Annotated in this window: 12 protein-coding genes and 1 pseudogene; 5 read left to right on the top strand and 8 right to left on the bottom strand. The window is 72.5% G+C overall.

The window, feature by feature from the left end:
- The first annotated feature begins 7 nt into the window (after positions 1-7).
- Both IO29_RS27025 and IO29_RS27020 read left to right on the top strand, forming a co-directional pair.
- The gene (locus tag IO29_RS27025; RefSeq protein ID WP_030381228.1) at positions 8-448 is read left to right on the top strand and encodes a MarR family winged helix-turn-helix transcriptional regulator; all 441 of its coding nucleotides are present in this window, start codon (positions 8-10) and stop codon (positions 446-448) included.
- A gap of 86 nt (positions 449-534) precedes the next feature.
- Positions 535-1,425, top strand: coding sequence for an NmrA/HSCARG family protein (locus IO29_RS27020; RefSeq protein WP_030381227.1), 891 nt, complete (start codon positions 535-537; stop codon positions 1,423-1,425).
- A gap of 6 nt (positions 1,426-1,431) precedes the next feature.
- Here the strand turns inward: IO29_RS27020 and IO29_RS40410 are convergent.
- The 5 genes and pseudogenes from IO29_RS40410 to IO29_RS27000 all read right to left on the bottom strand — a co-directional run.
- Positions 1,432-1,641, bottom strand: a pseudogene (locus IO29_RS40410) (IS5/IS1182 family transposase); the annotation flags it as partial.
- Between the two features lie 85 nt (positions 1,642-1,726).
- On the bottom strand, positions 1,727-2,569 hold the full coding sequence (locus IO29_RS27015; protein WP_033226647.1) for a slipin family protein: 843 nt from the start codon (positions 2,567-2,569) through the stop codon (positions 1,727-1,729).
- A 191-nt stretch (positions 2,570-2,760) separates the two neighbouring features.
- Positions 2,761-3,669, bottom strand: coding sequence for a S1 family peptidase (locus IO29_RS27010; RefSeq protein WP_030381225.1), 909 nt, complete (start codon positions 3,667-3,669; stop codon positions 2,761-2,763).
- A gap of 270 nt (positions 3,670-3,939) precedes the next feature.
- Positions 3,940-4,725, bottom strand: a complete 786-nt coding sequence (locus IO29_RS27005; RefSeq protein ID WP_030381224.1) for a DUF1684 domain-containing protein — start codon at positions 4,723-4,725, stop codon at positions 3,940-3,942.
- A gap of 94 nt (positions 4,726-4,819) precedes the next feature.
- Positions 4,820-6,037: a DUF5685 family protein gene (locus IO29_RS27000; RefSeq protein ID WP_030381223.1), complete on the bottom strand. Its 1,218-nt coding sequence runs from the start codon at positions 6,035-6,037 to the stop codon at positions 4,820-4,822.
- 372 nt (positions 6,038-6,409) lie between these two features.
- On the opposite strand from IO29_RS27000, the gene IO29_RS26995 reads away from it, so the two are divergent.
- On the top strand, positions 6,410-6,847 hold the full coding sequence (locus tag IO29_RS26995) for a cell division protein SepF (protein WP_030381222.1): 438 nt from the start codon (positions 6,410-6,412) through the stop codon (positions 6,845-6,847).
- 44 nt (positions 6,848-6,891) lie between these two features.
- Here the strand turns inward: IO29_RS26995 and IO29_RS26990 are convergent, their stop codons facing one another.
- A complete protein-coding gene (locus IO29_RS26990) occupies positions 6,892-8,082 on the bottom strand; it encodes an acyl-CoA dehydrogenase family protein (RefSeq protein WP_030381221.1) in 1,191 nt (396 codons plus the stop codon).
- A gap of 299 nt (positions 8,083-8,381) precedes the next feature.
- The gene (locus tag IO29_RS26985; protein WP_030381220.1) at positions 8,382-10,016 is read right to left on the bottom strand and encodes an MFS transporter; all 1,635 of its coding nucleotides are present in this window, start codon (positions 10,014-10,016) and stop codon (positions 8,382-8,384) included.
- A gap of 261 nt (positions 10,017-10,277) precedes the next feature.
- Between IO29_RS26985 and IO29_RS26980 the strand changes: the two genes are divergently transcribed.
- Positions 10,278-11,435 carry a glycosyltransferase family 39 protein gene (locus IO29_RS26980; RefSeq protein WP_030381219.1) on the top strand — a complete coding sequence of 386 codons (1,158 nt, stop codon included), beginning with the start codon at positions 10,278-10,280 and terminating at the stop codon, positions 11,433-11,435.
- Positions 11,436-11,696: 261 nt separating this feature from the next.
- Complete coding sequence (locus IO29_RS26975) at positions 11,697-12,767, top strand: phosphatase PAP2 family protein (protein WP_030381218.1); 1,071 nt, start codon at positions 11,697-11,699, stop codon at positions 12,765-12,767.
- Between the two features lie 39 nt (positions 12,768-12,806).
- Here IO29_RS26975 and IO29_RS26970 read toward each other — a convergent pair whose 3' ends face one another.
- On the bottom strand, positions 12,807-13,022 hold the full coding sequence (locus IO29_RS26970) for an I78 family peptidase inhibitor (RefSeq protein WP_030381217.1): 216 nt from the start codon (positions 13,020-13,022) through the stop codon (positions 12,807-12,809).
- Between the last annotated feature and the right edge of the window lie 432 nt (positions 13,023-13,454).

Below are 13,454 nucleotides of genomic sequence, written 5' to 3'. Positions count from 1 at the left end.
GGTCGGCGTGGACTATGGCGACAAGCTCTTCTGGCTCTCGGTCGTGATTCAACGCAAGTACGCGCAGATCTGCGCCGGGTTCGATCTGACCCCCTCGCAGGCCACGCTGCTCTGCGCGGTCAGGAACGAGCCGCGGCAGATGGCCGACCTCGCCGCGTCGCTGGGCATGACCAAGAACGCGTTGAGTCAGCTGGTCGATCGCACCGCGCGGCGCGAGCTGGTCGGCCGGGCAAGCTCGGCGCAGGACCGGCGGGTCGTCATGCTCAGTGCGACGCCCACGGGGAAGGTGCTCGCCGAGGCCATCTACGCCGAGATCGCCAAGCGCCTGCCCGAGATCGCGAGGAACCTCGACGCCGACGACCAGCGCGACTTCGAGCGCGTGGCCACCGCCATCGTGGACACCTCGGACCTCTCCGTGCCCACCTCCAACCAACCCGTCACCCCGTGAGGTGCCGCCGCCGCACCCGCACCTTGACACAGTTCATGGCGTGAACTAGTTTCGTTCACGCCATGAACTACTGAAGGGTGGCAGCGATGAGCACACAGACGACCGGCACGATCGCGGTCTTCGGCGCGACGGGGCAACAGGGCGGGGCGGTGGTCGACGCGCTGCTGGACCACAAGGCGCGGGTGCGGGCCCTGGTCCGCAACCCGCAGTCCGACCGGGCTCAGGCGCTGGCCGCCCGCGGCGTCGAACTGGCGGCCGTCCGGGCCGACGACCCGGCGTCGCTGGCCGCCGCGCTGGCGACGGTCGAGGGGTTCTACTTCATGACCCCGGAGGCGAACAGCCTCGAAGAGGTCGAGGCGGAGATCCGCATCGGTACCGCGCTCGTCGACGCGGCGGTCGAGGCCGACGTCCCGCACGTCGTGTTCAACTCGGTCTTCGGAGCGGACCGGGAGTCGGGTGTGCCGCACCACGACTCGAAGCACTCGATCGAGGAGTACCTGAGGAAGTCCGGCCTCAGGGCCTCGATGGTTCGTGCGACCGCCTTCATGGAGAACTTCGCGAGCGTGATGGCACCGAGCCTGGAGCATGGGGAGATCGTGCTGAGGCTGCCGCTGCCGGAGGACGTCCCCCTGAAGATGATCTCGGTCAGGGACATCGGCCGGGTCGCCGCCGCGCTCCTGCTCGGCACCGCGGAGGCGCCCGGCGGAGCCGTCGAGCTCGTCGGCGACGAGCTGACGGGCCCCCAGATGGCCGCGGCGTTCGGCGCGCGCGCCGGGCTCCCGGCACGGTACGAGGCCGTCCCGTTGAGCGTGCTTCCCACCGAGCTCGACAGGGTGATGTTCCGCGAGTTCGCGAAGGCCGCGGAACACCCCGCGGACCCTTCGGTGGTGCGCTCGATCGAGCCGGCCACCCTGGACCTGGCCCAGTGGATCCGAGCCACCGGCTGGACCGCGCCCACGAACGTGGCCGGCTCCTGAGCCTCCGGCCGCGGCCGGTGCCCGGTGGACGGTGCGCCGGGTGAGGGCGGGCTCACCACCCGTGGCCGTTGGCGTCCGGTGGTGACCCGGGGGGCCTGCGCCTTGGCAGGCGCGGTCGGCGAGGACGGACACGCCCCGGCGTTCGCCGACCCGGATGACGCGGATGACACGGTGGGCGCGGGCCGCGGTCAGGTCATGGCTGCGGCCCGGCAGCGCCGTCGCGCCTTCTGCCCAGGCGCAGCCGGGAGCTCGGGGGAGGGCAGGGGCGGCGGGGGGGCGAACACCCCCTCCCCTCGCCGGCCTACGCCTCCGGCCCGCGCACCTCCCGCACCGGCTCCGGCTCCGGTGCCGGCGAAGGGGCCGCGGCAGGGGCCGGCGCCGCCCCGTGCTGCGCCTTCTCCAGGAACCGCAACAGCTCCACCGGGAAAGGCAACACCAGCGTCGAGTTCTTCTCCGCCGCCACCGCCACCACCGTCTGCAACAACCGCAACTGCAACGCCGCCGGCTGATCGGCCATCTGCGCCGCCGCCTCCGCCAGCTTCTTCGACGCCTGCAACTCACCGTCCGCGTTGATGACCCGCGCCCGCCGGTCCCGGTCCGCCTCCGCCTGGCGCGCCATCGACCGCTTCATCGTCTCCGGCAGGGACACATCCTTGATCTCCACCCGGTCGATCGTGACCCCCCACTCCACCGCCGGGCTGTCGATCATCAGCTCGAGCCCCTGGTTGAGCTTCTCCCGGTTGGAGAGCAGATCGTCGAGCTCGCTCTTGCCGATGATCGACCGCAACGAGGTCTGCGCCATCTGCGAGACCGCGAACCGGTAGTCCTCGACCCGGATGATCGCATCGGCCGCCGAGGTCACCCGGAAGTACACGACCGCGTCCACCCGCACCGTGACGTTGTCCCGCGTGATCCCCTCCTGCGCGGGAATCGGCATCGTCACGATCTGCATGTTGACCTTGTGGAGCCTGTCCACGAACGGAACGACCATTGTGAACCCGGGCCCGCGCACGTCCGACCGCAGCCGGCCCAGCCGCAGGACCACACCGCGCTCGTACTGTTTGACGACCCGGGCTCCCGCCATCAGGTAGACACCCGCGGCGCAGACGAAGGCCACGCCCGCCGTCACCAGTTCCTCGACCATGTCGGCCCCCTCGGGTCCGCAGCGAGGGTGCGCCGCGGGGGCGTGTCGCGGCCGCCCGCCCGCACCTGGTCCAACCTCACGGTAGCTCCGGGACGGACACCGGGGCGAGCCCCCGTACACCACGGCGTACGGGGGCTCTCACACGGGCGGCACCGCAGGGAACCGGATCATCGGCTCCGCAGGGAACCGGATCAGTACACGTGCACCCCGTACGCGTTCAGGGCCTCGGTCACCGGCTGGAAGAAGGTCGTACCGCCGGACGTGCAGTCGCCGCTGCCGCCGGAGGTCAGACCGTAGGCGACGCCGCTGTTGGAGTACAGCGAACCGCCGGAGTCGCCGGGCTCGGCGCAGACCGTGGTCTGGATCAGCCCGGAGACGACGTCACCGCTGCCGTAGTTGACCGTCGTGTTGAGCGCGGTGACCCGGCCGCTGTGGATGCCGGTGGTGGAGCCACGACGGTAGACGGTGGTGCCGACGGACGGCGTGGCCGCGCTGGTGATGTCCACGCTGCCCACGGTGCCCGACTTGCTCACCGAGCTGTTGGTGTAGCGCACGATGCCGTAGTCGTTGCCGGGGAAGCTGGACCCGGCGGTGGTGCCGAGCGTCGTGGAGTGGGAGGAGTTCGACCACCAGGTGCCCGCGCCGTCGGTGCAGTGCCCGGCGGTCAGGAAGTAGTAGTTCCCGCTCGAGTCCTGCACGTTGAAGCCCAGCGAGCAGCGCCAGCCGCTGGCGTAGATGGCGTCGCCGCCGCCGATCAGCTTCTTGAACGTGCCGGGGGTGTGCTTGATGGTGAGCGCGCCGGACTCGCTGCCGGCCGCTTGCTTGATCTTGGCTATCTCGGCCTGGGAGACCGTGCTGTCGACGGTGACGACCACGCGGTGGTTGGCCGTGTCGACCGCCCAGGCGGTGCCCGGGACATCGGCCTCGAGCACCGAGCCGCCGGCCCGGTTGAGCTGGGCGGTGCTGAAGGTGGCGGCGGTGTCGGACGCGCTCGCGCTGGGGACCGCGATCGCGGCGGCGGCCACGAGCGTCGAACCGATGGCGATCAGCCGGGTCCGTCTCGAGATGCCGCTGCTGGGGGTGGTGCGCTTGATCCTCACTTTTCGTTCCTCCATCGGGGGAAGTCGGGGGCCCGCGTGGGGACGGGGCCCGGTGAGGCGCAGCCGGGGGCCGGCGCGTCCGGGTTGCGAACACGCCGTGTCCCTGACAAGCGCTGTGGGGGCAGTATTCGGTCACCCGGCCGACGGACGCAAGGGCGCCTTTCGGCCGAGCGGCGCGGCCGGCCCGCACCTGTGTGGATACGGACGGGAAGGCGTGCGGGAACTGTCGTGAACCGGTGTGCGTCGCGTGCGGATTGACGGCGCGTCGGGTCAGCGCAGGGTGCGCTCCCCGGCCGCGACGGCGACGTCCAGCGTATTGCCCGGCGGCGGGAGCGGACAGAGGAAATGGGAGCAGAAGGCGCACGGTGGGAGGTGCGCGCGGTTGAAGTCCACCGTCGTGCTCCCCTGCGCGTCGGGCGCCGGCGCGCGCAGGAACCGGAAGCGGTAACTCGCGCCGTCCGCGCCGGTGGTGTCGGTGAAGACGGCCCGCAGCGAGCCGTCGTCGCGGACCGAGACCTGGAGGGTGAGGTCCTGCCCGTCGAGCGTGAAGGCGAGCACCCCGCCGAGCCGCAGCCCCCGGTGCCGGCCGTCGGCGTTCTCCACGCGCACGGTCCGGAGGGCGCCGTACGGGGTGAAGTGGCCCGGCACCGTCCAGCGCGGGTCGTACGGCGTGGCCTCGATGCCGCGGAACTCCCGGCGGGCGGGGGCGGCCGGGTCGTACACGCGCAGCGCCCAGCCGTCCTCGCGGACCAGGACGACCAGGCGGCGCTCGCCGTGCGCGACCCGGGCCGCCTCCGCCGGTCCCGGGTCGGCGACCAGGCGGATCCGGCCGGTGAAGGGCTCCCCGTCGACCGACAGCCCGTCCTCCGCGCGCGCCGTGAGCACGACCGCGTCCTCCTCGGCCGACCAGTGCCCGGGGGTGTCCGGAATTCGACCGTCCGGAAAATCCTCGATCCAGTGGGTGCCGGTCAGCGCGAGGGGCCCGTAGGGGGCCGAGACCGTCTCCAGACGGTGTTCCTGCCACTGCTTCCACGCCTCGGGTGCGTCCGTCGTCATACGGACAACCCTTTCATATGCGCGCGAAGTTGCCCGGCTGCACCCATACCGGGTTTCGGGGGATCTTCCGAACGGGACCGGTCCCGGCGCGCCCTCAGCCGCAGTCGCAGCAGGAGCAGCACTCACAGCACTCGCAACAACTGCACGCCTCACAGCAGTCCCCGTCGCAGTCGCAGTCGCAGTTGCTGAGGCACCCCTCCCGCTTCTTGCGCGACCAGGGCCCCTCGTACTCGTCGGCGCAGCACACCTGGCAGGTGCAGCACAGCCCCGTGGCGACCGCGCACCCCGCGAGCCAGCCCCGCTTCTCCGGCGGCCGCGGCGGCTCCGGCGGCCCGAACGGCGGGGCCCCGTACGGCGACCGCGGCGCCCCGTGCGATGGCTGCGGTGCCCCGTGCGGTGGCTGCGGCGGGCCGAACGCACTCCGCGCCGGGCCACCGTGCCCGGCGTGCCCGCACGACTCCGTCCCGAACGCCCGGTCCACCGAGCGCGGCAGTTCGTGCACGAGCAGCAGGTGCGCCAGTGCCGGATCGGTGAACTCCACCTCGCGCAGCGCCAGCCGGATCCCGTGCAGCGCGTCGTCGGCGAGCCGCCGGGCCTCGGCGGCCGGGGTGCCGGTCGCGGTGAGCGGGTTCCACGCGCCGGTGGCGGCGTCCTGGACCTGGTCCTCGACCGCGTCCAGCAGGTGCGCGAGCCGCCCGAAGAGCCGTCCGGCCTCGGCGAGGGGTGCGGCGTTGGCCGGGCGCCCGGCGAGCAGCGCGGTGTGCGCGAACGCGGCCGCGGTGGCCGTCTCGGTGGGCTCGGTCACGGTCAGCAGGGGCGTGCCCGGTCCGGCGAGCGCCTCGATGCCGGCCTGCCGCTCCACCGCGTCGACGAGCAGCGCGGTGTCGAACCCGACGTCCTGTCCGGTACGGGCGCCCGCGCGCCCCCAGCTCGCGGCGACCCGGCGGGCGGCGACGGCCACCGGTCGGCGGGCCAGCAGCCCGTCCCCGTCGACGACGTGGTCACGCACCTTGGCGGAGGCGAGGACCAGCGAGACCGCGGCGGCGAGCCGGGCGCCCTCGCCGCGGGCGACGGACGCGGTCCGCATGCCGCGCAGCGGACAGGGCCCCGCGGTGCGCCGTGCCGTGGCGGCGGGCGCGGACTGAGCCTCCGTCAACACCGATATGAGGAGCCCGTCATAGTTTGTCGCGACCCTCGCGAATTGTCCGTGGTCTTGGCGCAGCGCCAGGCAGAGCCCGCACAAGTGCGCCATCCACTGATTCCTGAGCCCCTCGCTCAGCCGGTGGCGGCAGGGGCGAACGATTCCGAACACGACACTTCCCCCGGTAGTGTGCACGATGTGGAGCGGAAACCGAAAAAACGACGTTGAGCTGCGGCATCGTACCGGTTCAAGGTTTCTTCCGGCCCTGCTCCGGACGGGATTCACGGGCTCTTCCGGGCCGCCGTGTCGTTCACTCGTCCGTATCAGCCGTCACCCGGTCGCCGTGAAGAATCATATTTCACTTCCAGTCAGCACCCGTTTGTGTCGCGACCCTTGGGAAACGCGGCCTCTCGACGAACGCGCTCTGCACCAGTACCGTCACGAAACCCCCGCGCGACGTCTATCCCCTTGGCGCTCCCTCCGCATCATGGTCGACCATGGGGATGCGGAAGGCAGGCAGGACCGCTGTGAAAGGAGGCGTCCATGGGATCGGTGCGCAAGGCGAGTGCCTGGCTTGGCCTCGTCGACGACAACGATGACGAGCGTTACTACGACGACGACTACGCCGAGGGTCAGGAGACCGGCGATGCCTGGGTCACCGACCCCCGGGTGAAGGTGGCCTCGGAGGCGGTCGAGGACAGAAGCCGCCGGATCGCCACGGTCACCCCGGACAGCTTCCGGGACGCCCGGGCCATCGGCGAACTCTTCCGGGACGGCGTCCCGGTCATCATGAACCTCACGGGTATGGAGCCCGCCGACGCCAAGCGCGTGGTGGATTTCGCGGCCGGGCTCATCTTCGGCCTGCGCGGCTCCATCGACCGCGTCTCGACCCGGGTCTTCCTGCTGACGCCGGCGGACACGGAGATCGTCAGCGGTGAGGCGATGAGAGGGCCGTCCGACGGCTTCTTCAACCAGAGCTGAGGCAGGGCCGCTCACCGGCGCCCGCGCCCTTTCCGGTGTTCAGGTCACCGGAACGCGTCCAGACCGGTGAGCGCCTTGCCCAGCCCGAGCTGGTGCATCTCGACGGTGCCCTCGTAGGTGAGCACCGACTCGAGGTTGGTGGCGTGCCGCATCACGGGGTACTCCAGCGAGATCCCGTTGGCGCCCAGGATCGTCCGGGCGGTGCGGCAGATCTCGATGGCCTCGCGCACGTTGTTGAGCTTGCCGAAGCTGACCTGCTCGGGGCGCAGCCGGCCGGTGTCCAGACGCCGCCCCAGGTGGTGGGCGAGCAGGATCCCCTTGTGCAGTTCGACCGCCATGTCGGCGAGCTTGGCCTGGGTGAGCTGGAAGCCGCCGATGGGCCGCCCGAACTGCTCGCGCGTCCGCGCGTACTCCAGGGCCGTCTCGAAGCAGGAGCGGGCCGCACCCATCGCCCCCCAGACGATTCCGTAACGGGCGTGCGACAGACAGCTCAGCGGGCCGCGCAGCCCGGTCGCCTCCGGCAGTACGGCGTCGGCGGGCAGCCGTACGTCGTCCAGGACGAGTTCGCTGGTGACGGAGGCGCGCAGTGACCACTTGTGCGTGATCTCGGGGGCCGAGAAGCCGGGGGTGCCGGCCGGGACGACGAAGCCGCGGATGCCGTCGTCCGTCTGGGCCCAGACGACGGCGACGCCGGCGACCGAGCCGTTGGTGATCCACATCTTGCGGCCGTTGACGACCCAGTCGGTGCCGTCCTTGCGGGCGTGGGTGCGCATGGCGGCGGGGTCGGAGCCGTGGTCGGGCTCGGTGAGCCCGAAGCAGCCGATGACCTCGCCGGTGGCCATACGGGGCAGCCAGGTCTGCTTCTGCTCCTCGGAGCCGAAGCGGTGGATCGCGTACATGGCGAGGGAGCCCTGCACGGAGACGAGGGAGCGGATGCCGGAGTCGGCGGCCTCCAGTTCCAGGCACGCGAGGCCGTACTGGACGGCGCTCGCGCCGGCGCAGCCGTAGCCGGTGAGCGACATGCCGAGCGCGCCGAGGGCGCCGAGTTCGCGGGCGAGCTCCCGGATGCCGGGGAGTTCGCCGTTCTCGTACCACTCGGCGATGTGGGGTGCGATGCGGCGGGCCGTCCAGTCCCGGACGGTGGCCCGGACGGCGAGGTCCTCCGCGGAGAGGAGGTCGTCGAGACCGAGGGGGTCGACGGGGTCGAAGGCGGGGGGCTTTGCGGACGCGGACATGAACACCTCCGGCGACGGCGAAAACTAGCGGTGCTAGTCAGGGGTACGGCACGGCACGTTAGCACCGGGGAGTGCCGTCGGGCGCCTGGCAACTCGGGCGGTGGGGTGCGTCGGCGGGTGCGGGTGCGTTACGGCTTGTCGCGCAGTTCCCCGCGCCCCTCAAAGCAATGGGGCGCCCCCTGCTTTTCAGGGGCGCGGGACTGTGCCTGATCTGCGGCTCCGCCGCGCGAGCGCGAGCAACCACCCATCACCCGCACCCGCCCACGCACCCCACCACCCGAGCCCTCCCGGGCGCCCCCCTACGCCGACACCCTGGACGTCTCCACGCCGCGCGGTGCCGGCACCGCACCCCCCGGCACCGCTTCCGCCCCCGCACCCGTCCCCGACGGCACCTCCGCGCACTGCATCACCCGCGGCAACCGCAACGCCATCACCGCCCCCGCCAGCAACAACCCCGCGCTCACCAGCAACGTCACATGCAGCCCATGCACGAACGAGTGACGCGCGGCCTGCCGCAGCAGCTCCCCCCGCTCACCCCCGAGCCGCCCGGCCACCGCATACGCCTCCCCCAGCGAATGCCCCGCCGCCGCCGACGCCCCCGCCGGCACCCCCGGCACGGACGCCAGCCCCGGCGCGTACGCCGCGTTCATCACGCTCCCCAGCAGCGCGATCCCGATTCCCGCACCGAGCTGGTACGACGTCTCCCCGATCGCCGCCGCGCCCCCCGCCTGCTCCACCGGCGCCTCGCTCAGCATCGACTCGTACGCCCCGAACAGCGTCGTCTCCAGACCGAACCCGAGCAGCAGGAACGCGCCGAGGAGCAGCCCGGGCTCGTCGTGTCCGCCCATCACGGTGAGGGTGAGCACCGCGCCCGCGGTGAGGCAGAACCCGGCGGCCACGGTGCGCCGGGGGCCGAAGCGGTGCAGCAGCCGGGAGCCCAGCAGCCCCGCCGCCATCGCCGCGAAGGTCAGCGGCAGCAGCCGCAGCCCCGTCTGCAACGGCGAAAGTCCCAGCACGAGCTGGAGGTACTGCGCCGCGATCAGCTCCAGGCCCACCAGCGCGAGCATCGCGAGGACGATGCACCCGACGGACGTGCTGAACGCCGTACGGGCGAACATCCCGAGGTCGACCAGCGGATGCGCCCGGCTCCGCTGCCGCCGTACGAACAGCACCAGCAGCACCGCCCCGGCCAGCAGCGGCACCAGGGTGAGCAGGGACAGCGGCGGTTCCCCGCCGCCCAGCCGCTTCACCCCGAACACGGTGCCGAACAGCCCGGCGGCGGCCATGCACGCGCCGCCCACGTCCCAGGGCCCGTCGCCCTCGCCCCGCGACTCCGGCAGCAGCGCCCGCCCCACCGGCAGGCTGACCAGCATCAGCGGGATGTTGACGAGGAAGACCGAACCCCACCAGAAGTGCTCCAGCAGGAACCCGCCGAGCAGCGGTCCGACGGCCGCGCCGACCGCCGCCACCGCGCTCCACACCCCGATCGCCAGCGCCCGCTCCCGCCGGTCGGGGAAGACCTGGCGGAGCAGGGAGAGCGTGGCCGGCATGATCATGGCGCCGCCGACGCCGAGCAGGGCGCGCGCGCCGATGAGGACGTGCGCGTCACCGGCGAAGGCCGCGATCGCCGAGGCGATGCCGAAGAGGGCGTAGCCGAGCAGCAGGACGCGTCTGCGGCCGATCCGGTCGCCCAGCGTGCCGAAGAGGATCAGCAGCGAGGCGCAGACCAGCGGATAGACGTCGACGATCCAGAGCAGTTCGATCGCGCCGGGTTCGAGGTCCTCGGTGACGGCCGGTACCGCGACGTGCAGCACGGTGGCGTCGACGGCGACGAGCAGCAGGCTGACGCAGAGGACGACGAGGACGACCCAGCGGTTGGCACCCGCCCCGGGCTCCCGACGGCGTCGCGCGGCGGCCGTGGTCGTCCCGGACATGTACGTACCTCCCAGATGGTTCCTCGCATCGGCGGATCCACGGGGTGGGGACGTCCCCGCGGGGCTGCGGCCCGAGGGAGTGGTGCTCCGTGGGGCCCACGCAACGATGCGAGTGAGCCGCCAGAGTACGCGAGTTCCGGCCGGTGGCCAGTGGCGGACCCCTCACGTTCACGCGTGATGCGTGTGGTGTACACCACGCTCTCGCGGGGCTGAGGGCCCCACGGGGCACGGCCGTCCCGGCCGGCGTCGATAATCGAGCGCGTGACCGATCTTGCTCTGCGTACGGCGCCCGCCCGGCTGGAGGGGCGGCTGCCCGCCCTGCTCGGGTACGCGGCCGTGCGCGCGCTGGGCCTGCTGGCGCTCGCTCTGGTGAGCGCCGCGCACGGCGCGGACCCGCGCACACTGCTGTCCGCGCGCTGGGACTCGCTCTGGTACACCCGGGTCGCGGAGCTCGGTTACGGCTACGAGGTGCGGCTGCCGGACGGCGACGTCCACTCCAACCTCGCCTTCTTCCCGCTGCTGCCCTGGCTGGAGCGGCTCGGCGCGGCCCTGACCCCGCTGTCGTACGCCGACGCGGGGCTGCTGGTGAGCGCGCTGGCCTCGCTCGCCGCGGCCGCGGGGATCCACGCCGTGACGGCGCGGGTGTACGGCGGGCGGGCGGCCCTGTACGCGGTGCTGCTGTGGGCGGTGCTGCCGGTGGGGATCGTGCAGTCGATGGCGTACAGCGAGTCGCTGTTCACCGCGCTGGCCGCCTGGTCGCTGTACGCGGTGCTGACCGGCCGCTGGGCCGGTGCGGGCGTCCTGGCCCTGCTGGCGGGGCTGACCCGGCCGGTGGGTCTCGCGGTGGTGGCCGCGGTGTGGGCGGCGGCGGCCGAGTCGTATCTGCGGGAGCGGCGCGCGGGCGGCGCCGGTCCCCGGGTTCCGGCGGCGCGGCTGCTCGGGGTGGTGCTGGCGCCGCTGGGGGCGGCGGGTTACGTCCTGTGGGTCGGGCACCGCACGGGCGGCGGGCCGTTCGGCTACCTCGACGTCCAGGCGGGCTGGCGCAACGGTTTCGACGGCGGGTACGCCTTCGCCCGCTTCGTCGGCGACAAGTTCACGTCGTTCCCCTCCGCCCTGGCCGGTCTCGGGCTGCTGGTCGGGGTCTCTCTCGTGGTGTGGCTGTACGTGACGTGCGTACGGCAGCGCCAGCCGTTGCCGCTGCTGGTCTACGCGGGGGTGGTGACCGCGCTGGCGCTGTGCGCGTCGAGCTACTTCGGCTCCAAGCCGCGGCTGCTGCTGCCCGCCTTCCCGCTGCTGCTGCCGCTCGCGCGGGCCCTGGCCGCCTGGCGTCCACGCGGCTCGGCGACGGTTCTGGGGGTGGTCGCGGTGGCGTCCGCGGTCTACGGGGCGGTGTGGCTGAACGGTTCCGGGCCGCCCTGACCGTTCCCCGGGCCGCCCCGGCCGGCCCCGAACGGATCAATGAGCGCCCGGGTAATTCCGGCCGATGATTCGGTGAACGAATTGAATACGGACGCATAACCGGAACGCCGGAAGATCAAAGGAAATGAAGGGGAGACCGGGCCCCCGAACAGGAATTACACAGAAAATAAGCCTCCGCTGAGAGGAATCCCACATCACATCGTCATCACAAACCCGGTGATAGTGCGGGGACGACAGCTCACTCGCTGTAACGTCGATTGAGTGCGTACCGAAGCAATGCTGACCCGTCTGGACGGGCTGTTCGCGCGGCTCGACCGTGAGCCGGAGCGGCCGGTCCACATCGACGTGCCGAGGATGAGCCGGCACCGCGTGGTCCTCTTCGCCGGGACGCTCGCCTTCTACGGGGCGATCGTGTGGGCCGTGGTGATCACCTCCTGGCTGGTGCGGCTCGACTGGCAGGTCATGTTCTTCCGGCCGTACCAGCAGTGGCCCGAGATCCACGCGTTCCTGGACTACTACGTGGTGCTGGGTCAGCGCGGCCCCACGGCGGTGATGGTGGCGTCCTGGCTGGGCTGGCGCTCCTGGCGGCAGCACACCCTGCGCCCGCTGCTCACGCTGGGCGCGGCGCTGCTGCTGCTGAACGTCACCGTCGGCGCCGCCAAGTACGGGATGGGGCGGCTCGGACCGCACTACGCGACCGCGATCGGCTCCAACGAGATGTGGCGCGGCGGCGACATATTTCCCTCCGGGCACACCGCCAACGCCGTGGTGACCTGGGGCATCCTGGCCTATCTCGCCTCCACCCCGCGGGCCAGGCGCTGGCTCTCCGCGCTGTCGGCGGTGACCTCGCTCGGGGTCGGTCTGACCACCGTCTATCTCGGTACGCACTGGCTGAGCGACGTGGTGCTGGGCTGGACGGCGGGGCTGCTGATCCTGCTGGGGCTGCCGTGGTGCGAGCCGCTGATCGCCCGCGCCGAGGTGGTCATCCTGGACCTGCGGGACCGCTGGCGCAGCCGCCTCCTGGGCCCCGCGCCGGCGCCGACGCCCGCCGCGGCCCCCGCTCCGGCTCCGGCCGCCTCCCCCGCCCCCGTGGTCGCCCCGGTGGCCACGCCGGCGCCGCAGGCGGCCCGTACGGCCGACGAGAGCGATCCCCCGGCCCGGGACAGCGTCGCCCCGCGTGCGTCCCGCGCGCCGGCGTATCTGGCGCCGGGGCCGCACACCGCGCGCTCCGAGCGCACGCCGGTCACTCCGGCGGGCAGCCGCCGCCCGCCGCACTCGGACCGCTCGCCGCGCACCGCCGCCGGTTCGGCCCGCCCGCTCGGCGGCAACTGACCGTAACGGCGCGCGAGGCGACCGGCGGGCGCCGGGTGCTCAGCCCTTCCAGCAGCGCGTCACGGTGCCGTCCGCCACCTCGAAGTTCAGCCGTCCGGCGCGGTACTCCATCGTGATGACCGTGCCCGGCGCCAGGGACCGCACGGTGGTCCAGCCGCGCTCCCGGGCCAGCCGCTCGGCCCGCGCCGCCTCCTGGCCGACGTACGCCTCCGGGGAGTCCTGGGGTTCCGCTGGGGGTGTGGGAATGGGTGCCATACGGCCACGGTAGGCGGCGCCGTCCGCCCGGGGGAAGCGGAGCCCGGGCCGCACAGAATCCGCCGGGCCCCCGACGCCGACGGCCCCTGACGCTCCGTACGTTCCCTGCCGGTCACGCTTCTGTCACAGGACAACGACACGCGTTTCGGCCCAACCAGTTCACTCGAACGAGCGGTTTCACAGCCCTCGGGCCACCCGTCGAACGTAATTCCGCACCGGCTTGCGCGGCGCCGAAGCCGCTCCCGAAAAGTCATTCGGAATATCCACACGGAAGTACGGGCGCCACCCCGCCGCACATTTTTTCCGCCGATACCCGACACCTCCGCGGAACCCGGCACGCCACGGGAAATACACGGTTCCCGCACAGGACCGCCGCACGCCCCCTGTCGCGCCCGGGAGCGGCGCGCCATCATGGCCGTGCTCGTGGACACC

It is taken from the genome of Streptomyces sp. NRRL F-6676, assembly GCF_000725625.1.
GTDB lineage: Bacteria > Actinomycetota > Actinomycetes > Streptomycetales > Streptomycetaceae > Streptomyces.
Note: the sequence above shows the minus strand (reverse complement) of the source record. Positions and strands in the feature narration are given on the sequence as shown.

Coding starts and splice junctions, on each gene's coding strand:
- IO29_RS26995 (WP_030381222.1), top strand. CDS start 6,410: ATGGGATCGGTGCGCAAGGCGAGTGCCTGGCTTGGCCTCGTCGACGAC.
- IO29_RS27020 (WP_030381227.1), top strand. CDS start 535: ATGAGCACACAGACGACCGGCACGATCGCGGTCTTCGGCGCGACGGGG.
- IO29_RS27015 (WP_033226647.1), bottom strand. CDS start 2,569: ATGGTCGAGGAACTGGTGACGGCGGGCGTGGCCTTCGTCTGCGCCGCG.
- IO29_RS26990 (WP_030381221.1), bottom strand. CDS start 8,082: ATGTCCGCGTCCGCAAAGCCCCCCGCCTTCGACCCCGTCGACCCCCTC.
- IO29_RS26985 (WP_030381220.1), bottom strand. CDS start 10,016: ATGTCCGGGACGACCACGGCCGCCGCGCGACGCCGTCGGGAGCCCGGG.
- IO29_RS26970 (WP_030381217.1), bottom strand. CDS start 13,022: ATGGCACCCATTCCCACACCCCCAGCGGAACCCCAGGACTCCCCGGAG.
- IO29_RS27005 (WP_030381224.1), bottom strand. CDS start 4,725: ATGACGACGGACGCACCCGAGGCGTGGAAGCAGTGGCAGGAACACCGT.